At 26.7% G+C, this 22166-nt stretch carries 21 protein-coding genes; 1 reads left to right on the forward strand and 20 read right to left on the reverse strand.

The features are described from left to right. Positions 1-11 precede the first annotated feature (11 nt). Genes hypE through hypB form a run of 7 tightly spaced genes read right to left on the reverse strand, consistent with a single transcriptional unit; the run spans position 12 to position 5917 of the window. Positions 12-1010, reverse strand: coding sequence for a hydrogenase expression/formation protein HypE (gene hypE, locus ATH_RS09135; RefSeq protein ID WP_066178286.1), 999 nt, complete (start codon positions 1008-1010; stop codon positions 12-14). After that, positions 1007-1363: a nucleotide pyrophosphohydrolase gene (locus ATH_RS09140; RefSeq protein ID WP_066172451.1), complete on the reverse strand. Its 357-nt coding sequence runs from the start codon at positions 1361-1363 to the stop codon at positions 1007-1009. The genes hypE and ATH_RS09140 overlap by 4 nt, the downstream gene beginning before the upstream one ends. Then, on the reverse strand, positions 1360-2586 hold the full coding sequence (locus ATH_RS09145) for an McrB family protein (RefSeq protein WP_066172455.1): 1227 nt from the start codon (positions 2584-2586) through the stop codon (positions 1360-1362). Before ATH_RS09145 ends, ATH_RS09140 begins: the two co-directional genes overlap by 4 nt. A gap of 1 nt (position 2587) precedes the next feature. Continuing rightward, complete coding sequence (locus tag ATH_RS09150; protein WP_066176783.1) at positions 2588-3730, reverse strand: McrC family protein; 1143 nt, start codon at positions 3728-3730, stop codon at positions 2588-2590. A gap of 3 nt (positions 3731-3733) precedes the next feature. After that, entirely contained in the window at positions 3734-4861 is a 1128-nt protein-coding gene (hypD, locus tag ATH_RS09155) for a hydrogenase formation protein HypD (protein WP_066172459.1), read from the reverse strand. 2 nt (positions 4862-4863) lie between these two features. Next, complete coding sequence (locus tag ATH_RS09160; protein WP_066172463.1) at positions 4864-5145, reverse strand: HypC/HybG/HupF family hydrogenase formation chaperone; 282 nt, start codon at positions 5143-5145, stop codon at positions 4864-4866. Between the two features lie 4 nt (positions 5146-5149). Continuing rightward, positions 5150-5917, reverse strand: a complete 768-nt coding sequence (gene hypB, locus ATH_RS09165) for a hydrogenase nickel incorporation protein HypB (protein ID WP_066172465.1) — start codon at positions 5915-5917, stop codon at positions 5150-5152. Between the two features lie 117 nt (positions 5918-6034). Between hypB and ATH_RS09170 the strand changes: the two genes are divergently transcribed. Further along, on the forward strand, positions 6035-6682 hold the full coding sequence (locus tag ATH_RS09170; protein WP_066172468.1) for a hypothetical protein: 648 nt from the start codon (positions 6035-6037) through the stop codon (positions 6680-6682). On the opposite strand, the gene hypF is transcribed toward ATH_RS09170, so the two are convergent. The 13 genes from hypF to ATH_RS09235 form a co-directional block, all read right to left on the reverse strand. Beyond that, positions 6672-8912 carry a carbamoyltransferase HypF gene (hypF, locus tag ATH_RS09175; RefSeq protein ID WP_066172470.1) on the reverse strand — a complete coding sequence of 747 codons (2241 nt, stop codon included), beginning with the start codon at positions 8910-8912 and terminating at the stop codon, positions 6672-6674. The two genes, ATH_RS09170 and hypF, sit on opposite strands and share 11 nt — an antisense overlap. A gap of 11 nt (positions 8913-8923) precedes the next feature. Further along, positions 8924-10543 carry a hypothetical protein gene (locus tag ATH_RS09180; protein WP_066172473.1) on the reverse strand — a complete coding sequence of 540 codons (1620 nt, stop codon included), beginning with the start codon at positions 10541-10543 and terminating at the stop codon, positions 8924-8926. After that, entirely contained in the window at positions 10527-11087 is a 561-nt protein-coding gene (locus ATH_RS09185; protein ID WP_066180612.1) for a HyaD/HybD family hydrogenase maturation endopeptidase, read from the reverse strand. Before ATH_RS09185 ends, ATH_RS09180 begins: the two co-directional genes overlap by 17 nt. Next, entirely contained in the window at positions 11084-11752 is a 669-nt protein-coding gene (cybH, locus tag ATH_RS09190; protein WP_066172478.1) for a Ni/Fe-hydrogenase, b-type cytochrome subunit, read from the reverse strand. The genes ATH_RS09185 and cybH overlap by 4 nt, the downstream gene beginning before the upstream one ends. A 9-nt stretch (positions 11753-11761) precedes the next feature. Beyond that, complete coding sequence (locus ATH_RS09195; RefSeq protein ID WP_066176775.1) at positions 11762-13498, reverse strand: nickel-dependent hydrogenase large subunit; 1737 nt, start codon at positions 13496-13498, stop codon at positions 11762-11764. Positions 13499-13500: 2 nt separating this feature from the next. Further along, entirely contained in the window at positions 13501-14664 is a 1164-nt protein-coding gene (locus ATH_RS09200; RefSeq protein ID WP_066172484.1) for a hydrogenase small subunit, read from the reverse strand. A gap of 70 nt (positions 14665-14734) precedes the next feature. Beyond that, positions 14735-15457 carry a tRNA pseudouridine(38-40) synthase TruA gene (truA, locus tag ATH_RS09205; protein WP_066390076.1) on the reverse strand — a complete coding sequence of 241 codons (723 nt, stop codon included), beginning with the start codon at positions 15455-15457 and terminating at the stop codon, positions 14735-14737. A 2-nt stretch (positions 15458-15459) separates the two neighbouring features. Next, the gene (locus ATH_RS09210; RefSeq protein ID WP_066172490.1) at positions 15460-16476 is read right to left on the reverse strand and encodes an LptF/LptG family permease; all 1017 of its coding nucleotides are present in this window, start codon (positions 16474-16476) and stop codon (positions 15460-15462) included. After that, positions 16473-16964, reverse strand: coding sequence for a prepilin peptidase (locus ATH_RS09215; RefSeq protein ID WP_066172493.1), 492 nt, complete (start codon positions 16962-16964; stop codon positions 16473-16475). The genes ATH_RS09210 and ATH_RS09215 overlap by 4 nt, the downstream gene beginning before the upstream one ends. A gap of 2 nt (positions 16965-16966) precedes the next feature. Next, on the reverse strand, positions 16967-17659 hold the full coding sequence (locus ATH_RS09220) for a di-trans,poly-cis-decaprenylcistransferase (RefSeq protein WP_066172497.1): 693 nt from the start codon (positions 17657-17659) through the stop codon (positions 16967-16969). Continuing rightward, a complete protein-coding gene (coaBC, locus tag ATH_RS09225) occupies positions 17659-18870 on the reverse strand; it encodes a bifunctional phosphopantothenoylcysteine decarboxylase/phosphopantothenate--cysteine ligase CoaBC (RefSeq protein ID WP_066172502.1) in 1212 nt (403 codons plus the stop codon). The genes ATH_RS09220 and coaBC overlap by 1 nt, the downstream gene beginning before the upstream one ends. Then, positions 18867-20165: a bifunctional UDP-N-acetylglucosamine diphosphorylase/glucosamine-1-phosphate N-acetyltransferase GlmU gene (glmU, locus tag ATH_RS09230; protein ID WP_066172505.1), complete on the reverse strand. Its 1299-nt coding sequence runs from the start codon at positions 20163-20165 to the stop codon at positions 18867-18869. The genes coaBC and glmU overlap by 4 nt, the downstream gene beginning before the upstream one ends. Before the next feature lie 20 nt (positions 20166-20185). Next, positions 20186-22123 carry an ankyrin repeat domain-containing protein gene (locus ATH_RS09235; protein ID WP_066390075.1) on the reverse strand — a complete coding sequence of 646 codons (1938 nt, stop codon included), beginning with the start codon at positions 22121-22123 and terminating at the stop codon, positions 20186-20188. Positions 22124-22166: the final 43 nt, after the last annotated feature.

Raw genomic sequence — 22166 nt, forward strand, 5'->3', positions numbered from 1 at the left:
TTTTCTCTCTTTTAGCATATTCTTGGAAGAAGCTCACCACTTGGTATATCTAAAAATCTTTTAGTTCCCCATGGACTATTTAAAATAACTTTTTCTGGATATTCTTGTGTCACTTTCCCAATAATTGAAGCATTTTTTTTATCATTAAATCTATTTAGTATCTCAATAGTTTTTTCTGCATCAATTCTTGAGATTGCTAATACAAATGTTCCTTCGTTTGCTAAATTTGTTGCTTCAAATCCAAGTATTTCACAAACTCCTTTTACTTCATCACTTACAGGAATACTATCTTCTTCTATTTCTATACAAATATTTGATTGCTTTGCCCATTCATTTAAAACTGCACTAACTCCACCTCTTGTAGCATCTCTTAAAGCAGTTATCTTTATTTTACTATCTATTAAAGCTTTTACTTGTGGAAATAAAGAGGCACAATCACTTTGTAAATTTGAATTTAATTCTATTCCTTCTCTTGCAGTAAAAATAGTAGCTCCATGAGCTCCAATATCTCTACTTACTATTATTAAATCATCTTCACTTATATTATTTGAACTAATTCCTTGATAAAGCACTTCTCCAATACCTGTTGTATTTATAAAAATCTTATCAACTGCTCCTTTTGGTACTACTTTTGTATCTCCACTTACAACTATTGCTTCATTAAGTTCAAGCTCTTTTTTCATAGAATTTACTATATTTTGTAGTTGTTCTACTTCAAATCCCTCTTCAATGATTACTGAACATGTAAGATATTTTGGCTTTGCTCCCATCATTGCTAAATCGTTACAAGTTCCACAAATAGCAAGTTTTCCTATATCTGCACCTTTAAAAAACAGTGGACTTACCGTAAATGAATCTGTACTAAAAGCAAGTTTTCCATTTTCAATAATAGCTGCATCTTCACTTTTTTCTAAAATATCATTTTTAAAAGCTTTATAAAAAACCTCTTTAATTAGTTCATTATTTTCTAATCCACCATTTCCATGAGCTAAACTTACTCTTTTTGTCATCTATTTTCTCTACTTTTACTATATTTTTTACTTCCTGCTTGAGAAGTTTCACTTGGATATTTTAATTCATTTTTTATCATTTTATTTAAAATTGCTTCTTCTAAGTCAATATCCAATTTCATACAAATTCGTATAAGATATATTGCAATATCTGCTACTTCCTCTTTTGTATGCTCTTTCACATCTTCTGGTAAATTTATACTCTCTTCAAAATTTAACCACTGAAAAATCTCATTTAGCTCTCCAACTTCTCCATTTAATGCCATAACTAGATTTTTTGGATTATGAAACTCTTCCCAGTTTCTATCATCACTAAACTTTTGAATTCTTTGTTTTATTTTTTCTATATTCATTTATCATCTCTTCCATATAAAATATCTTCTGCAATTTTATAATTTGTTTCATCACCATAAAAATACTCTTCTAAAAGTGGTTTTATTTTATACTCTTTTACAAATTCCAGATTGTTTTCATCTTCTATTTTCATAAAATAGCTATGTCCTAAAGCATAATCTTCACTTATAGCATTTGAAATATGTTTGTTTAATTTTTCCATCAACTTTTGTGCATTTTCATATTTAACTAAATTCAAATTTGGCTTCATCTTTAAAAATGTAAATCTTCTTCTTAATGCTATATCAATAGTTGCAATAGATTTATCTGTACTATTCATAGTTGCTATAATATAAAGATTTGATGGGATTTTAAACTTCTCTTTTGAATATGGAAGTGTAACTTCATAATCATCTCTTTTATCTTCTTCTATAAGTGTTATTAACTCACCAAAAATCTTAGAGATATTTCCTCTATTTATTTCATCAATTACTATGTAGAAGTTTTTTTGTTTTTCTTTATTTGCATCTTCACATATTTTTTTAAATATACCGTCTTCTAATTTTATACTTCCATCTTCTTGAGGTCTAAATCCTTCTATAAAATCTTCATAAGAGTAACTTTGATGGAAAGTTACAAACTCTACTCTTTTTTCATTTTTTATAGTTTCAAAAATTGAATTATCAAAATTATTTGTAATCTCATTTTTAGAAATAGCATCAAAAATAGTTTTTTCATTTTCACCATTTTCAATCATAGATATTAATCTTTTATAGTTATGAGTTTTACCAACACCAGGAGCTCCATAGAGCATTAGATTTTTTATTTTATTACTTATCTCAATTTCTTTATAGTCATATTCTTTCTCATAATTATTTTTAAAAGTTATATTTGTATTAATATTTTTATTTTCTTTTTTATTCTTTCTATTTTCTTCATGCTGTTTTAGTGATTGTTCTGCTAACCTAAACTTTTCCTCACCAAAATCTTTTTTAATGCTATTAAGAAAGTATTCTTTTGAATAGTTATTTATAGTGAATGTAAAATTATTACCACTTATCATTGAAATTAAAGCATTAATATACATATCTAAACTTGCTTGATTCCATTGAAATTTATTTTCATTAATAATTTCATATTTAATTTTATCTTTTAACTCTTGGTTAGAAATATTCCCATAAAGAGATTTAAATTTTTCGTATAAATCTTTTGTATGCTCTTCTGTTGTAGGTATTATCTTCATTCTAGATCCTTATGTTTTGTTTTATTTCTTTTATATATCTATCAAAGCTATTTTCATCATAATTCAAATCAATACTTCGTATTTTTAAATTTACCAAACTCTCTTTACCTAAAACTAAATCATATTTTATATTATCTAAATGTTTTGGATATAAAAGCATTACATTTCCTAATTTATAATTTATACCATACGTAAAAGCTTGAAGTTTATCACTTTGTTTTATATCTTCTAATGATTTGATTTTTTTATATTTTGTATCGATTATTTGATTTTCTAGTATTATATCTGGCTTTAAAGTTAAATCTCCAAACTCATCTTGATTTTGTATTTTTGCATTACTATCTAACTCTTTTATCATTTTAGCTATAAACTTTTCAAACAATATATTCATATCAAATAAAAAGGCAAATGATTTTTTATCTTGATTAAATAGTGGAATAGATTGTTTCAAAAGTAAAAGAGCTATTTCAAAACTTATTTTAAAACGTAGATTTAATCTATCAAAATGAATGTTTATTTTATTAATATCAATTTGTCTAAAATCAACCTCATCAAATATCAATTCACACTGTTTTAGAAGTTTCTTATCATTTACAAACTTTTGCAGATATTTCACGGTATATAAAAAAAATTGATTTAAATTATTGTTTGAACTAAATTCATCATATTCACAATAAATTTTGTTTTTTGTAAAGTTATATTTTAAATTTTCATTTATAAGATATTTTCCTTTTAAAACACTCAAATTTTCTTGCTCTGTAATATACTTCTTATATATTCCTTTTTTAAGCTCTTTTAAAAGTCCATTTGCAAACATTTGTACAAATACTTCTAAAATTGTATGCTTTTCTTGATTTTGACAACTTGCTATTTGTTCATTTGATAATTTTATATCGTAAGCATACATAAGCATATAAATAAATATATTTAAATTTTGTTCATTGTTATTTGCTATTTTTGGTAAGATATAAAAATCTTGATTGTCAAAATTTAAAATTCCACAATATTGCTTTGCTTTTAAATCTTTCCAATCAAGAGTAAAATATTTATGTAGTTCTTTTGTGTTAATAATATGATTTTTTAATTTTTTATAATGCTCTAAATCTTCTTTTATCTCTTCATATTCATATATTATATTTTGCATTTACTATTTTAATAAATTCCCATATTTATAATAAGCACTACAAGCACCCTCACTACTTACCATACAAGAACCAATTGGGTTTGCTGGATTACATACAGTTCCAAAAATTTTACAATCAGTTGGTTTTGCAACACCTTTTAAAATTTCAGGACATCTACAAGCTTTATTCTCTTTTACCTCGTGTGTTGGAAGTATATTTTTATAAACTATTTTTGCATTATAATTTTCTAACTCATCTTTTAACTCATATCCACTATTTTCTACTTCGCCAATTCCTCTAAATTTAAAAGGAACTTTTTTGAAGTATCTATTTATAAGCTCTTGAGCTTTTATATTTCCATCATAAGAAACAAGCCTTTTATACTCTATTTCAAGATTTGCTCTTTGTTCCTTAAACTGTTTTACAATCATATAAATACTTTGCATCACATCAACTGGCTCAAAACCAGCTACAACAACAGGTTTATTGTACTTTAAAGGAAACTCTTCATAAATTTTACTTCCACTAATAACGCTTACATGCGATGGTCCTAAAAAAGCATCTATCTTACAATTTTCATCATCTACTAAAACTCTCATAACCTCAGGAACGGTAATATGATTTATAGAAAACAAAATATTTTTAATATCATTTTTAATAACTTGTTCAATTAAAGCACAAGTCATAGGAGTTGTTGTTTCAAAACCAATTGCAAAAAAGATTATAATTTTATCTCTATTTTCACTAGCAATTTTCAAACAATCAAGTGGAGAATAGACAAATCTTACATCAGCACCTTTGCTTCTAGCATCTTGTAAACTACCAAGGCTTCCTGGAACTTTTATCATATCTCCAAGCGTTACAAGTATCACATCTTTTTGTAAACTTAAAGTATATGCACTATCAATTCTATCTTTTGGCATAACACAAACAGGGCAACCAGGTCCATGAATAAAATTAATTTTTTTATCCATAATTTGTGGTATTCCATACTTCATAATTGTATGAGTATGCCCTCCACAAACCTCCATAATATTTATAGTTTTAGGATAATCTTTTAACTCATCATCTATTAGTTTTTTAAATGCTTTTATTGTTTTTGCATCTCTAAAACCATCATATAAATCTTTTAATTCTAAACTATTTTTCATTTTTATCTATTTGGACAATTTTGGGAATCTTCAATAGCCGCTAACCTATCTTCTTCCTCGAGCTCTTCTATTATCTTTTCATAAAGCTTGAGAGATTCCAAAGCATACTCTTCATCTATTTTATTCATTGCAAATCCAATATGAATCAACACATAGTCCCCTATTTGTACCTCTTCATCTATCAAATCCAAACTAGCAACTCTTTCAACACCCATAGTATCAACTACACAACTATTTAACTCTTTATCTATACTTTTTATTTTTGATGGGATTGATAAACACATCTTGTTATCTCATCTTTCTTTTAAAGTTTATCCAATCAATAACATTTTGAAGTGATTGCTTATCTTTTATAGAAACTTCCAAAATATCAACATTTGGTTTTAGTTTTCTAGCTTCAGTTTTCTCTTTTTCTATATCATATTCAAAGTGCGGAAGTAGATCAACTTTTGTAAAAAGTATTAAATCAGCACTTCTAAACATAACTGGATATTTTGCTATTTTATCTTCACCTTCTGGAATTGAAACCATAACAATATTTAAATGAGTTCCTACATCATAAGATGCTGGACAAACTAAATTCCCAACATTTTCCACAAAACAAACATCAATATTTTCTAAAGATAGATCATGTAAACCTTTATGAACCATAAATGCGTCAAGATGACAAGCACTTCCTGTTTGTATCTGAACAGCATCTATTCCTTTTGCTTTTAATCTATCTGCATCTCTTGAAGTTTCTAAATCACCCTCTACAACTGCAAATTTAAAATCTGCAATATCTACTATATGTTCCAAAAGCGTAGTTTTTCCACTTCCAGGACTCGACATAAGATTTATTCCTAAAACTTTATGATTATCAAAATGAGCTCTATTATGTCTTGCTTCATGGTCATTTTTATCTAAAATCTTTTGAATAACAGAAATTGTTTTTGCATCATTTAGCTGTGGATTATGATGTATATTCTCATTTAAATGAGAATGCCCATGTGAATGATGATGATCATGATGATTATGTTCTTGTCCTGCTATTGTACAACCGCAATCTTTACACATTTTTATTTCCTTTTGTTTTTATATATCTTTTATCTAGTTTAACTCAAAAAGGCTAAATATCTAATAATAGTCTATGTCACTTATATATTTTTAGAACAAACTTGATAAACTATTCTTATGATTTGTCCAAACTGCAAAAACAAAAAATTTTATAATTTAGCAAATGATTACATAAAATGCAAAAAATGTGCAAAAAAGCTATCTTTAAAAAAAATAGAAAAAGATATATTAATCATAGAGAAATTTTGCGAAGCTAAAAATGCACTTCAAAGTTCAAAAGAGCTAAATCTAAACTATAAAACCATAAAAGATAGATTTGATCTATTTAGAAAAAAAATAGCTGTTTTTTTAGAAAACTCTTATCAAGCATCTATAAAAGATTATAGTGAATATGAGGAGTTTTACTACTTTAAACAAAGAGGAAAAAGTAAAAAAGTAAAATCACTAGATGAAGCTATAAATATTATAGGTTTTCACTCAAATCAAAAAGTATATACCCTTCTAATGCCAAATATAAAATATAGAACTTTTGCTACAAACGATGAAGATTTTTTTCAATATCTACTTTGGTACAAACTTCAATCCCAAAATTCACATAAAACAACTCTGAAACTATTTTGGGAATTTCTTGAAGATGAGTTGAAAAAATACAAAGGTGTAGATGAAAACAATTTTTTCTACTACTTAAAAGAGTGTGAGTTTAGATTTAATTACAATAAAAATGAGCAATTAGAGATTTTAAATTCTATTTATTTTAAAGAGTAAAAAAAGCTTGTCCTAAAGATATATTCTCATCATTTGTACTATAGTTTTCACCTATATAAAGCTCTTTATCTTTTAATTTTTCAAATACAATTTTAAGTAAAGTTCTATTCTGAAACACTCCACCACTTAAAACAATATCTAATTCTTGATTTAAATTTGAGATATCAAAAATTATATTTGCAATAGTATTTATAAATTTTGAAGCAATAGAGCTTTTATCTTTTTCAAACACTAGCTCTTTTATCATTGGTGAAATATCTATAATATTATCAATCAGCTCATAAGAGAAACTTTCTTTGATATTTTCATCATATAAATTCTCTAAGTAAAGACCTGTTTGTCCTTCAAACTCTTGAATATGAAGAATATTAGCAAGTGAACAAACTGCATCAAAAACTCTTCCAAAAGAGCTTGTAAGTGGTGAATTTATACTTTTTTGCCAAATTGTATATAGATTTTTTATCTCATTTTTTTCAAATATTTTTAGAAATTCCAAAGGTAAAGATAAAATTTCCTCTAGTGAATGGCTATCAAAAAGTAATGACAAAGCTACTCTTTTTGGCTCTTTTATAGCTAATTCTCCACCTATAAGTTTAAAATATTTTAAGTGATTTACTCTTTTATACTCTTTTTGATTTGCTATAAAAACTTCTCCACCCCAAATATTTCCATCATCACCATATCCTGTTCCATCAAAACAAAATGCCAAAACATCTTTTTTTAAAGATTTTTCTGCTAAAACAGCTAAAATATGAGAATAATGATGTTGAACTTGAACTAAATTCAATTCTTCATTTTTATTTAAAAACTCAAAAGCAATTTTTGTGGTCTCATATTTTGGATGTTTATCACAAACTATAATTTCAGGTATAAAATCATATAAATTAAGAAATTTATGAAGAGTTTTCTTATAGTTTTCTATTGAAGATATTGATTTTAAATCTCCTAAATATGGTGTTGTTATAATTTTATTTCCAAAAGCTATACTAAAAGTAGATTTTTGATTAGCTCCTAAGCTTAAAACTCTTTTTGAAAACTTATTTTCTACTTGCAATATATTTGGAGAGAAACCTCTACTATTTCTAAGCTTTATTATTTTTTCATCTACGATTTGAACTATTGAATCATCACAACTATTTACTATTTCTCTATTATAATCAAGCACATAATCAACAAGTAAAGATAGTTTTGAAAAGATATACTCTTTTTTTGTAATAATTGGTTCATCTTTTAAATTTGCACTTGTTGCTAAAATTGGTTTTTCTAAATTTTTAAAAAGAAGATAGTGTAAAGCACTATTTGGTAAAAAAGAACCAACAAGTTCTATATTTGGAGATATTTGCTTTGATAATTTACTGTTTTTTTTCTTTTTCAATAAAACTATTGGTCTCTCTTTTGAACTTAAGATATTCTCTTCAAATTTATTAAAATCTGCATACTTTTTTAACTCTTCTATATCTTTAAACATCACAGCAAAAGGTTTTGTAGCTCTTTTTTTAAACTCTCTTATTTTTAATATAGCTTTACAATTTGTTGCATCACAAACAATATGAAAACCTGCTATACCTTTAATAGCTACAATTTTTCCATCTTTTATATATTGTGTTGCTTGAGTTATAGCATCTATTTTTTTAGATATCAATTTTTGATTTTTATCATATAAAAAAGTAGTTGGTCCACACTCTTCACAAGATATTGCTTGTGCATGATATCTTCTATTTTTAGGGTTTTCAAACTCAGCTTTGCATTTTTCACATAAGACAAAATCTTTTAAAGAGGTGTGTTCTCTATCATAAGGAGTATTTTCAATAATTGAGTACCTTGGTCCACAATTTATACAGTTTGTTAAAGCATAGTTATATCTAAAATTATTTTTATCAGAAATATCATCTATACATTCTTCACAAATAGAGATATCAGGGTAAATAAGAGCATTTTTATTTCCATAATTTAAATTCGAGCTAGCTATAATTTCAAATTTATCATACTTTTTAAACTCTAAATTCTGAATGTTTATATCAATTATTTTTGCTAATTTTGGTGGATTTAATCTAAGCTCTTTTGTAAACTCTTCTATATCTTTTATCTTTGCAAAAGCAAGGATTTCAACTCCATTTTCATCATTTTTAACACAACCTTTTATATTGTATTTTAATGCTAAATTATAGATAAATGGTCGAAAACCAACACCTTGAACCAATCCAAAAATAGATATTTTTTGATTTATCATAAATTTTATACCTATTTTTGAATTACAAACTCTTTGTTGTAGTATATTTTAAAGTTTTTTGTTATGCTTTTTTCAACAAGCTGATTAAATCTAATATTGCTAAACATATCTCCACTTAAACTAACTCCTTCAAGCTCATAATTACCATGTAAATTATCAACTTCATTTGCTATAAAGTGTGCCAAACTTTCAATAAAACCCAAACTAATTGTTTGTTCATCAACTCCTGCTAACTTAAAACTCATAGCTGATTTTAAAAGTGGCAAATAATCAAACTTTCTATTAAACACCTCTTTATTATCAAAAAGTTTATAGTCTATTCTTGGTCCTTTTTCAAGCAAAGAGTTTGTAGCATTTAAAATAATATCATCTTCAAAATTTAGTATAATCTTTGCTATTTTAAAATATGAGAGAAATGTTTTATCACTAAAATCTATCTCTGTATTTAATGCTTTGTTGTAAATATCTTCAAACTTATTTTTATAGTTTTTCAAGAGTCTTTCACCTTTTGTATCTTTTTTTATAGATTCAAAAACCTCTTCTATTGTACTTGGAATATATAGATCTTGCAAAATATCAACTAAACCATTTTTTGAGTAATAAGAGATTTTATTTTTGTTTGAAGAGCTAATATAAAAACTTATAATAGAGTTTTCAAAAAGTTCATTTTCTGCCAAAACTGTCATAAACTGAGATTTATCTTTCTCTTTAAATTTACTAAAAACTGTATCTAATTTTTTAGAGTAAGAGTTTGACTCCAAAATAAGTTTTTTATTATCAAAGCACAATATTTTTGGGATATCCAGATTTATAATATTTTTGCTTTTTACATCTAAGAAATAATCAAAACTAGCATCTTCATTTTCAATATTTAAAAAATCAATATCTAGTTTTTTTAGCTCAAGACTAAGTAAGTATAGTGTTAAATCATTTACATATCTTATATCTATACTTTTTTTATCTGTTTTATTTTTTAATCTAAAAATATCATTTATTCTAAACTCTATTTTAGGTTTTTCAATACTTGCAAGAGCAACTATCGAATTTGCATCTTCAACCACTAAGCTACTTATATTTTCTAAATTTACAACTAAAAGCTCTTTACTTTTTTCTATATTTTTTAGTTTTGAAAATACAAAAGTTCCACTTAAAGTCTTTATCTTTATCTTTTTATCTTCATTTATTAAAAAACTTAATTTCTCAAAAAGTTTTTTATCTGATTTTACTTCTTGATTTTCAAAAATAAAAGTTGCATCTTCAAAACCTTTAGAAACTTCACAAGATTTAAAAGCATTATAAAAATCTATACTATCTTTATCTTCTACTTCTTTTAGTGAACTTGGAGAAAAAGAGATTATACTCTCTTCATCAAAAGAGCTTGAAGTTTCAAGAGGGAGTTTTTCAACTACTTCAAGCTCCAAACCATAATAAAAAATTGACATAGGTACATACAAAGACAAAGTATTTGAGAACTCTTCTAATATCTCATCTTCTGCTTCAATATACAAATAAACAAAATCTAATTTTTGATATATTTTATAATCACAATTAAACTTTTTTGCAACAAAATCCAAGAATTTCATCAAAGTTTTATTACTTGATTTATAGTTAAACTTAAACTCTAGGACCATTTTTTATATCTCTTTTAAATGAAATCATAGCTATCTCTTCTATGCTAATATCTTTTATTTTTTTTACTTCTACATCTAATTTAGAAAGATACTCTATTACACTCTTTTCCATAACTTTTGTAGCTTCAATTATTTCACTACTTAAATCAAATGTAGTATCATCTGCAACTCTTTTAGGAATAACTCCCAAAATATGAGTTCTTGGTAAATCATCATTCATTTCAATCATATTTAAAGTTTGAAGCATTTCAACTTCGTGAGCACTTCCTTGCCAGTTTATCTCTGATGGAACTTTTCTATAATCAAAGAAGAAAACATCTCCAGCTTTTGAGTTTAAAGAATCAATACAATCAACCACTAAAACTTCATCATATTTAACAATTAAAGGAATAAGTCTTTGAGCCAAAGTTCCACCATCAACTAAACTTATACTATTATTTGAAGACTTGAACTCATACTTTTCATCTAAATAGTGAATAAAATGTGCTCCAATTCCCTCATCTTGGAATAGGATATTTCCTATTCCTAAAATTAAGATATTCATTTATGATCATCTTCCCATTTATATCCTGAGATAATTGAATCCATATCCCCTTTTTTTCCATAAATTGAGTTGAAAACAACCAAATAAATATGTATAGGTAGAAATATTAAAAATATCCACATAAAAATATGATGAAGTTCTCTAACTAAAGCTAAACCACCCATTAAAACCTCAATTGGTCTTAAAATATCATATAAAAATCCACCTAATCCCTCATGATAAACATGTATATATAAAATCAATCCAGTTAAAGATATAAATATCAAAGATATATATACTGTTGAATAAGCAATAAATTGTAGTGGATTATAAAGTCCTTTTAATTTAGTATGTTCACCTATTAAAATATAATATTTAATCTGTTTTATCCACATTTTTGGAGATATAAAATCCCAAAATGAAGCTCTTTCATTTTTACTCTCTTTATCAAAGAAAAAAAGATACATTTTCCCAATAGTTACACAAATTAGTAAAAATCCAAAAATTATATGCCAACTTCTCATTAAAGCATTTAAGAAATTTGTTGGTTCTCCTCCATTTAAAGCTGGTGCTATAAATGGAAAAGCTAAATAAAATCCTGTAAAAGTAAGAGCCGTTATAGATAAAACTCTAAGCCAGTGTGTAATTCTAAGCCATACAGAGTATTCATAATGTTTTTTTATCATAGTTTATCCTTAACTATTGCAAGAAAAACCATATAATGGATCTACTTTGTATGTTCCTAAATCATTACCTTTTTGATCCATAACATGAACAGCACATGCAATACAAGGGTCAAAACTATGAATAATTCTAATAATTTCAAGTGGTTGAGAAATATCTTGAACTTTTAAACCAACTAAATTTGCTTCATAAGGTCCCATTTGTCCTTTTGCATCAATTGGTCCTGCATTCCAAGTTGAAGGAACAACAGCTTGATAATTTTCAATAACTCCATTTTTTATTCTTACCCAATGAGATAACATTCCTCTTGGAACATCTCCTAAATATCTACCTTTATACTCTTTGTTTTTATCTATTTTGTAAGATGTAAAAGTCTCTTCATCTACTTTTAAATTTTCTATTAAAGTATTAAATGTTTCTAATCCATGTTTTGCAATAGTTTTTACTTGAAGCATTCTAGCAGCTGTTCTTCCTAGAGCAGTAAATAATGCACTTTTTGGTAAACCTGTTTTAGCTAAAAATTCATCAACTATTGGAACTACTCTTTTATTTCCTCTTGCATAAGATACTAAAATACAAGCAAGTGGTCCAACTTCCATAGCTTTTCCATCATATCTTGGAGATTTTATCCATGAATATTTACCTTTTACATCTAAGACTTTTGAATCTACAAGCTCTTTATTCATTCCAACAGTTTTCATATCTTTTAATCCTGTATATAAAGGATTTGTTTTACCATCATAAGGATGAAGTGCTTCATCATTTTCATACCAAGCATGAGTTGCTTCTTCTGTTATTAAATCTTCATTTATATCAAATACTTTTGATAAATCTCCATCAAAAATAATTCCCGAATCAAATAAAAACTCTGTCTTATTTAACATAACTTCTTGATTAGCCATAAAGTTCATAACTCCAGCCTCTTGCGTAACTGATAACTCATCTTTATAAACACTAGCTGCCATTACGATATCTGCATGATAAGCATTTTCTATAAACTCTGCTGCATTTTTAAATAGTGTTAGGTATTCCCCCATTCTTGAAGGATCTAAGAGATCCATAATACATGTAACTCCACCTACACTTAAACTTTGAGGATGTGGTTGCTTTCCACCAAAAATAGCCATAAGTTTTGCTAAATCTCTTTGAACTTCTAATGCTTTTAAATAGTGTGATAATAAGATTAAATTTTGTTCAGCAGATAATCTATAAGTTTTGTGTCCCCAATAAGCATTTGCAAAAGGTCCTAATTGTCCTTTTTCAACAAACTCTTTTACTCTTGTTTTAACTTTTTTTAAATCATTTTCACCTGTTGATATTGGAAAGTCTGCATATTTAAACGCTTCATTTGAAGCTTTTTTTTCATCTGCATCAAGAGCTGATACAATATCAACCCAATCAAGCCCATGAAGATGATAGAAATGAACAACATGATCATGCATAAAAAGTGCCATTGACATTAAACTTCTTGTAAGTTTTGCATTTAAAGGAGGTACTATTCCTAAAGCATTTTCAACAGCCTCAATTCCTGCTCTATAATGAGAATATGTACAAACTCCACAAATTCTTTGCATTAAAAAACCTGCATCTCTTGGATCTCTATTTTTTACTATTGTCTCTAATCCTCTCCATAAAGTTGAAGATGAATAAGCTTTTTGAATCACATTATTTTCATCAACTTCAACTTCAACTCTTAAATGCCCCTCTATTCTTGTAATTGGGTCTATTATAACTCTTTTATTTGACACTATTATTCTCCTTGTGAATCTTTTGGATTTTTATACTTTGAAATAGCTGCATGTGCTGCAATTCCAATTCCTGTAAGAGTCAATAATCCAACTCCTATTTTATCAGCTGTTGCATCTGCCCCTAAACCTTTAAATATTGTATTGTACAATCTATTTGCAAGTGGTTCTTCAAGTGGTCCCATTGTATCCCAGAAATTTGGTTCACTACAACCAATACATCCATGCCCAGCTTGAATTGGCCAAGACATATGAGAGTTGAATTTATTCTTTGAACAGTTATTAAATGTATATGGTCCTTTACATCCTACTTTATATAAACAGTAACCTTGTTTAGCCCCTTCATCTCCAAACTCTTCAACAAACTCACCTGCATCAAAGTGCCCTCTTCTTTCACATAAGTCATGAATTCTTAATCCATAAGCCCATTTTGGTCTGTTATAAGCATCAAGTGCTGGTAAAGTTCCATAAAGTATATAATGAAGTAATGTTCCAACTATATTTTTCTCACTTGGTGGACACCCTGGAACATTTATTACATGTTTATCTGTAACTTTTGATAAGGCTTGAGCTCCTGTTGGATTTGGATGAGCTGCTTGAATCCCTCCAAAAGCAGAACAAGTTCCTATTGCAAATATTGCTAAAGCATTATTAGATGCTTCGATTGCTGACTGTTCTCCTGTTTTTCCATGACCTCCAATTGTTAAAAAAGAAGCATTTTCCCCTGTTGGTATTCCACCCTCAACCATTAAAATATATCTTCCCTTATATTTTTCAATAGCTGTTTCAAGATTGTGTTCAGCTTGCCAACCAGAAGCCGCCATCAAAGTTTCATGATATTCTAAAGAGATATAATCAAAAATAAGTGAATCAATTGTAGGAGCATCTGTTCTAAGTAAAGATTCACTACATCCTGTACACTCAGCCATATGTAACCAAATAATTGGTAATCTATCACTCAAAGTTGCTGCTTTTGCAATTAAAGGAGAAAAGCTTGAAGGAAGAGCTAACATAGCTGTCATAGCAGCTGCCCACTTCATAAAATCCCTTCTTGATACACCTTTTTCTTCTAAGTGTGTAGTTAAAGACTTTTCTTCTTTAAAACCTTCTAAAGCTTCTAAACCAATTAATCGATTAGATAATTTTTCATAAAGTTCACTATTCTTCAAAAATGCTCCTTGCTTATATTTTTTGTAGTTTATTTTATCTTCTTTAGCTTTAATCATTTATAAATAATAATCAATAATCGATTTTAGTCAAATACAATCCATTGGGAGCTACTGGAGTTTTAAATATATGTTTTTTAACTCTTAATTGATCTTTTAAATCTTCAATACTTAATTTTTTCTCATTAATTGCTAGTAAAAATCCAACCATTAATCTTATTTGAGATCTTAAATATGAGTTTGCTGTAAATTTAAAAACGTAAATATCTCTATATTTATAAAATTTTGTGTCAAAAATTTGCCTTTTTGTTTGTTCTTTTTCGCTTCCTGTTTTATGAAAATATTTAAAATCATAGATACCAATAAACTCTTTTATTGCCTCTTTTAAAAGTTCTTCATCAACACTTTTTACATAAGTTATATATTTTTGGTTAAAAGGATTTGTATTCTTTGTTGTTATTAGATATCTATAAGTTCTTCTCTTTGCAGAAAATCTTGAATGAAAATCATCATTTACTTTTTCTATTTTCAAAATCTTTATACTTTGAACTACTCTTCTATTTATAACTTCTCTTAATTTAATTAAATCTTCCCAAAAATCTGGTATTTCACAATTAAATACTTGCTTTGTTGCGTGAACATCTCTATCAGTTCTTCCACTTAGAATAATTTTTGTACTAATATTTAAAGCTTTAAAGACTTTTAAAAGCTCATCTTCAACTGTATTCTTATTTGTTTGTTTTTGACTTCCCAAAAAAGCACTTCCATCATAAGAGATAGTAAACTTTAAATTCAAGTTTAATACTCTTTTTTGATTGTTGTACTATATAAAATATAACTAGCTATTATCCAAATAAGTGGAATAATATATATTGCGTGTAAAAGAAAGTTATCTCCAATATACTTTATTAATATATAGTATAAAACAACTGCTAAAACTGCAAAAGCTGTTGTTTTGTTTTTTTCATATCTTGGATTAAAATATCCAAAAACAACAACTAAAAACAGAGATATCAAAGGAAAAATTGAAGTTAATATAAAAAAAGTAAAATCATCAAGATCTTTATTCTTCTTTAAATTACTTTTCCAAAACTTATAACTATTTTTAAAATCTTCATAATTTGAATTTTCTATTGTGTCATTTATATACATATTTTCATAATCAATTTGATTAAACTCTTTATGATCAATTATAAAAACTTTTCCACTTTCAAGTTTAAAACTAAGGTTTCCATCTTGATTTATTAAGTGTGCTTGTTCACTTATAATAAATTGCTCTTTATCTTTTTCTGTTTTAAATAGTTTTACATCTTTATATGTTTTATCATCTTTTGAAGAGATATAAATAAGCCAATCTCCAAATTTTTGTCCAAATTCACTCTCTTTTATATTAAAGTTTGCCTCTTTTTTCTTAAAATCCATAAATGTTTTTGTAAGATATTTTGTTTTAGGAATTAATCCTAAAGATATAACTAAAAGAATAGCTGTCATTAAAACTGTTATTGGTAAAAATATTTTTAATACTTTTAAAGGATTTAGTCCAAAAGATGTAATAACAGTAAGTTCATATTCACTTGATAATTTACCAACACTAATAGCAAGTGAAATAAAAAAAGTAATTGGTAAAGTATAAAAAATAATTTGTGGAATTGAGTAAGAGAATAGAACTATTAATTCCCATAAACTCATTGTAATTACAGATGTAAGACTAGCAAGTTTTACTAAGAATACAACTGAAGTTATAAAAAATAGTCCTAAAAATATAGGAAAAAATGTAAGGCTAAGTTGTGTATGTAAATATCTGTTTAATCTCAAATATAATCCTTAAAAAGCGTTAAAATATCAGAAAAATGTGTTATAAAAAATGCTATTGCTAAAGGAGGAATAAAAGGAATTTCTCTATTTCCACCTCTTTTTACTTGGTATATATATAAGAATATTGCAAATATTGCTGCTAGAAATACTAAAATTACAGTAGATGTAAGACCTAAAATAACTCCAAAAGATGCTAATAAGATAACATCTCCTTCTCCCAAAGCTGTTTGAGTTTTTAAACTTTCATCTTTAAATATTCTTGATTTTATATTTTGTATATAAAAAGTTGCCAAAAAATTAAGAAGTACAAATGCACCACTTATTATAAATGCTGTTTTAATAGCTTCTATTAAATTCTCACTTGTTATGAAAAATGCCAAAATTAATGATATTAATAAAAGATAATCAGGAACTGCTTTGTATTTAAAATCATAAATAACAAGAAGCAATAAATTTATACAAAAAATTGCCAATAAAATATTTTCCATAATCAAACTCCTCCAAATCTTCTTTGTCTATTATAAAACTCTTCAATAATATTTTCTAACTCTTTTGAGTTAAAATCTGGCCAAAGTGTAGATGTAAAAAACATCTCTGCATACGCATTTTGCCACAATAAATAGTTTGAAAGCCTTATTTCTCCACTTGTTCTTATAAGTAAGTCAACATTTCCTATCTCTGCTGTATCAAGACAAGCTTCGAAGTTTTTCTCATTTATTTCAAGATTTTTCTCAGTTAATTTCTTTATAGCTCTAATAATCTCATCTTTTGAACCATAATTCAGTGCTAAAACTTGAGTTAAGTTTTTATTATCTGCCGTTTTCTCTTCTACATCTTTTATAGTTTTTTGTAAAGCTTTAGAAAATTTACTTAAATCTCCAATTGCTTTAAATCTAATACTATTTTCCATCAAAGTTTTTAACTCATTTTTTAGATATTTATCAAGAAGTTTCATAAGATACTCTATTTCAAGTTTTGGTCTTGCCCAGTTTTCAGTAGAAAAAGCATACAAAGTTAAATATTTAATACCTATTTTTGCACAATAAGTTGTGATTTCTCTTACAACTTTTGCACCCTCTTCATGACCTGCTGTTCTATTTAATCCCTTATTTTTCGCCCATCTTCCATTTCCATCCATTATTATTGCAATATGATTTAAGGAATTATTAGAAGTTTGCTCCATTATTTATACTCTTTTTCAAAAAATTCTAATATTTCTAAAGATAAATTTAATTTATCTCCATTAAAACTTTGCTCAAAGTTTTTTCCTATTAGCTCTATTTTATTATTTGATGTTCCAAAACTATCAGAGTTTTCTAAAATATTAAGGCAAACAGAATCTAATGATTTTTTTATAAGCATATTTTGTGCATTTTTTTTTGCATTTTCTTTATCCATTTCTGCTTTAAATCCAATACTATAAAAATAGTTTTTTGGAAGAGTATTCAATATATCTATATTTTGAACTAATTCTAGGGAAAAACTATCTCCTAAACTCTCTTTTTTTAGTTTTCCTTCATATGTTTTTTTAGGAATATAATCACTAACAGCTGCTGCTTTAAAGAGATATGGTTTTTTATATAAATTCGCATTTTCCATAAAATAAAGTAAACTATCTAACATCTCTTTAGAACTCTCTACAACTCTTAATTCTATGTTTTTAGCAATATTTTCATATCCTCTTGTACTTACAAGCTTTACATTTGCACCTTTATAATAAAGTGCCATTGCCATAGATGATGCCATTTTCCCACTTGAAAAGTTTGAAATATATCTTACCTCATCAATTTTTTCTAATGTTCCACCACCACTTATTACAGCATCTCTATTTTCCCAATATTCACTTTTTAATAATTCTCTTGCAGTTTTATGAAAAACATCTATTGGTTCAGCCATAGCACCATTTCCAATATCTTTACAAGCTAACTCTTTAGTTTGTGTATCAACAATTTTAAATCCAAGTGAATTTATTTTTTTTAAACTCTCTTTTGTAATACTATTTTCTATCATATTTGTATTTGCAGCAGGAGCCAAAACAATTGGTTTTTTACAAGCAAGAACTGTTTGTAAAAGTAAATTATCTGCAATTCCATTTGCAATTTTATTGATGCTATTTGCACTAAGTGGTGCAAGTACAAATATATCTGCCCATTTTGTAATATCTATATGATTATAGTTTTGATTTTTTTCCCAGTTTTCTGTTGTTTCATCTAGCGCTCTGTTTTGAGATATTACCTCAAAAGTTAAAGGTGTAATAAACTTCTTTGAAGCTTCACTCATAAGAACTTTTACATTTGCTCCAGCTTTTATATATAGTCTTACAAGCTCTAAACTCTTATAAATTGCAATAGAACCTGTAACTCCTAGAAGTATATTTTTACCTTTTAAAATCATTTTTTCTTACTTTCAAAATGTTTATAAAAGTATCCATCAATCTGTCTTGATTTTGCTCTTGTTACATACAATTGACCTTTTTTCAAATTATCTGTAACAGTTGTTCCAGCACCAATTATTACATCATCTTCAACAGTAATTGGAGCTACAAATTGTGTATCACTTCCTACAAAAACATTTTTTCCTATAATTGTTTGGTGTTTTTTTACTCCATCATAATTACAAGTAATTGTTCCACAACCAATATTTGTCCCACTATCTATAAAACAATCTCCTAAATAGCTTAAATGCCCAGCTTTTACTCCATTTAATTCAGCTTTTTTTGTCTCAACAAAATTCCCAATATGTGTATCTTTTATTTTACAATCAGGTCTTACTCTTGCAAGTGGTCCAACATCGCTATTTTCTATAATAGAGCTTTCTATTATTGAGTTTGTTTTTATATGAGAGTTTATAATCTTTGTATTTCCAAGAAGAGTAACTCCATTTTCAATAATACTCTCACCCTCTATTTCAACTCCATCTTCAATATAGATAGTTTCAGGCAGTCTCATAATCACACCAGCTTTTAAGAACTCTTGCTTTATTCTGTTTTGATGAATAACTTCAGCATCAGCTAACTCAACTTTTGAATTAACTCCTTTAAAATTCTCTTCACTTACATAGATTGGTTTTAACTCTAAGTTTTGATTAATAGCCATCTCAACTAAATCAGTTATGTAGTACTCTTTTTGATTATTATTGTTATTTAGTTTTGATAAGTTTTCAAGTAAAAACTTTGTACAAAACTGATAAATACCAGCATTTGCTGTTGTTATTTTAAGCTCATTTTCATTTGCATCTTTTTGTTCAACTATTTTTTTTACATTATCATTTTCTATAACAACTCTTCCATATCCATCTGCACTTTTTAAGTTTAAAACAGACATTACAATTGTTGCATCTAAATCAAACTTCTTTAACTCTGTTGCCTGAATAAGTGGCATATCTGCATTTAATACCAAAACTTTCTCGTATTTTGGAATAATATTCATAACAGCTCCACCAGTTCCTGGATAGTTTGCATGATCTTGTATTACAAAATTTATATTTGAAAAATATTTTTCTATCTCTTCTTGTACTCTTTCAAATTGATGATATAAAACAACTGTAATATCATCACTTATTTTTAGTGCTTCTTTTATAGAGTAGTAAATCATTGGCTTTCCTGAAATTCTATGCAGAACTTTTGGTAAAGTTGATTTCATTCTAGTTCCTTGACCTGCTGCAAGAATTATTACTGATTTTTTATTCAAAATATTTTCCTTTTTTGCTTTTAAATTATAGCTTGGTTTATCTCTTTTCTAAAATTTGTTACAAGTTCTATTAGTGCTGTTTTCATTTTAAAATCACTAATATTTGTACCTTCTAAATATCTATCTAAAACTCTTTCTTTACTCTTAAAAAAAGCTGCGATTTTTTTATTTTTTGGGTGATTATTATGTAGTAAAGCTCCTGATTTTATAAGAGTTATTACCAATCTTGCATGACCCAATATTGTTGCATAGTTTAAGATATTAAATCCACTATTATCAGGAATATTTATATCAGCACCAGCTGCTAAAAGCCATCTTGCTATCTCATAATTTCCTTTCCATTGAGTATGATGAAGAGCTGTTCTTCCATGACTATCTTTTATATTTAAATTTGCTTTTTTTATCATAAGTTTTTCTACAACCTGTAGATTATCTGCAATTACAGCTTTATGAACAACTGTTCGTCCATCTTTATCTTGAATATCCAAACTAACTTTATATTTTAAAAAACTTTGTAATCTCTTTAAAAACTCATTTTGCTCTTTTATATTTGTAAGTTTTAAGCCCTCTTCTACCATATGTGTAATTGGAGTAATTCCACTTTGATCAATACAATTTACATCTGCTCCGTGTTCAACCAAACTATCCATAATAACTTGGCAATTATATTGCACCAAATCAAATAGTATATTTCTTCCCATAAATCTTTTTAGATTTACATTTACTCCGTGAGCCAAGATTTTTTTAATATAAAAATCAAAATCACCATTTTCTTGAACATAGGTTTCCAACTCTTCTCTAGGCTCTTTTTCTCCTTCTGAAGCTAAATACAATTCTATTAAATTATCCAAAATAGATTTTCCATAATTATCTATTTGATCTACATTTGCTCCATTTAAAATAAGAAACTCAACAGTTCTTCTACTTGAAAAACCTTTTAAAATCTCTTGATGAAGAAGACTTCTTCCATTTTCATCTGTTATCTCAACATCAGCTTTATTTTTTATTAATATCTCTGCAAAAGCATAATTATTTTTTTCTAGTTCTTTTTGTAATGTTGTCTTTCCATCTTTATCCAAACTATCTACACTAGATGAGAAACCTAAAATCTGTTGCGCTAAAGAGAAATAATCATCTTTTTGGTTTATTCTTAAATACTTTTTATCTTCAATATCTTTATCGTGTTTTTGTAAAGTTGTAATATAGAATATCTCATCAACAATAGTCATATTTCTATTATCTACAACATTTAAATCTATTCTTCTATCTATTAAATGATTAATTAGAATTCTATTTCTACTTCCTAATAAAACAGCATTATATAGTGCATTTTGTCCACTATTATCAACTCTATTTATATTTATTCCTTTTGCCATCAAAACCAAAGAGATTCTTAAATTTTCTTGTAAAACTGAATAAAATAGTGCTGTTTGACCATTTTTATCATTTGCATTTATATCTTTTATTTTTTTTACTACATCTTCAACAAGCTCTAAACTTCCACTTAAAACAGCATCAAACAGAACAGTCTTTCCACTATTATCAATAGAATCATAATCAGGATTAAAATCTTGTAAAAAATTATATGCTTTATGATTTGAACTTATTACTAACTCTTGTAATAAAGTTCTTCCTTTACTATTTTTTTGATTTATGTTGTAGCCATTTTCAAGCAAAAACTTTGCCGCTGGAAAGTCATATTTATCACAAGAATTACTTAAAATAGTTGCATTTGTACTATCTTCTTTATATAAATCTATTCCTAAATCTATCAATAGCTTTATAGAGTTAAATTTCTTTTTAAATACTAGATAAAATAGTATAGTTTTTCCTCTTTCATCAACAGAGTTTATATCTACACCTTTAGCAATAAGTTTTTTAATTTTATCTTCATTAGCATTATCTAAAAGAAGCTCTTTTAAAAGAGTTTCCCTATCTGCTTTAAAATAACTTAGCACTACAAATTATCCTTATTTATTTTTTAATCAAACTGTTTTTATT

This window comes from Aliarcobacter thereius LMG 24486 (assembly GCF_004214815.1).
Taxonomy (GTDB): Bacteria; Campylobacterota; Campylobacteria; order Campylobacterales; family Arcobacteraceae; genus Aliarcobacter; species Aliarcobacter thereius.

Excerpts from the sequence above, each read along its gene's own strand:
- ATH_RS09145 (WP_066172455.1), bottom strand. The coding sequence starts at position 2,586 with ATGAAGATAATACCTACAACAGAAGAGCATACAAAAGATTTATACGAA.
- ATH_RS09160 (WP_066172463.1), bottom strand. The coding sequence starts at position 5,145 with ATGTGTTTATCAATCCCATCAAAAATAAAAAGTATAGATAAAGAGTTA.
- coaBC (WP_066172502.1), bottom strand. The coding sequence starts at position 18,870 with ATGATTTTAAAAGGTAAAAATATACTTCTAGGAGTTACAGGTTCTATT.
- hypF (WP_066172470.1), bottom strand. The coding sequence starts at position 8,912 with ATGATAAATCAAAAAATATCTATTTTTGGATTGGTTCAAGGTGTTGGT.
- hypE (WP_066178286.1), bottom strand. The coding sequence starts at position 1,010 with ATGACAAAAAGAGTAAGTTTAGCTCATGGAAATGGTGGATTAGAAAAT.
- hypD (WP_066172459.1), bottom strand. The coding sequence starts at position 4,861 with ATGAAAAATAGTTTAGAATTAAAAGATTTATATGATGGTTTTAGAGAT.
- ATH_RS09180 (WP_066172473.1), bottom strand. The coding sequence starts at position 10,543 with ATGGTCCTAGAGTTTAAGTTTAACTATAAATCAAGTAATAAAACTTTG.
- hypB (WP_066172465.1), bottom strand. The coding sequence starts at position 5,917 with ATGTGTAAAGATTGCGGTTGTACAATAGCAGGACAAGAACATAATCAT.
- ATH_RS09215 (WP_066172493.1), bottom strand. The coding sequence starts at position 16,964 with ATGGAAAATATTTTATTGGCAATTTTTTGTATAAATTTATTGCTTCTT.
- cybH (WP_066172478.1), bottom strand. The coding sequence starts at position 11,752 with ATGATAAAAAAACATTATGAATACTCTGTATGGCTTAGAATTACACAC.
- ATH_RS09170 (WP_066172468.1), top strand. The coding sequence starts at position 6,035 with ATGATTTGTCCAAACTGCAAAAACAAAAAATTTTATAATTTAGCAAAT.
- ATH_RS09150 (WP_066176783.1), bottom strand. The coding sequence starts at position 3,730 with ATGCAAAATATAATATATGAATATGAAGAGATAAAAGAAGATTTAGAG.
- ATH_RS09220 (WP_066172497.1), bottom strand. The coding sequence starts at position 17,659 with ATGGAGCAAACTTCTAATAATTCCTTAAATCATATTGCAATAATAATG.
- ATH_RS09140 (WP_066172451.1), bottom strand. The coding sequence starts at position 1,363 with ATGAATATAGAAAAAATAAAACAAAGAATTCAAAAGTTTAGTGATGAT.
- ATH_RS09185 (WP_066180612.1), bottom strand. The coding sequence starts at position 11,087 with ATGAATATCTTAATTTTAGGAATAGGAAATATCCTATTCCAAGATGAG.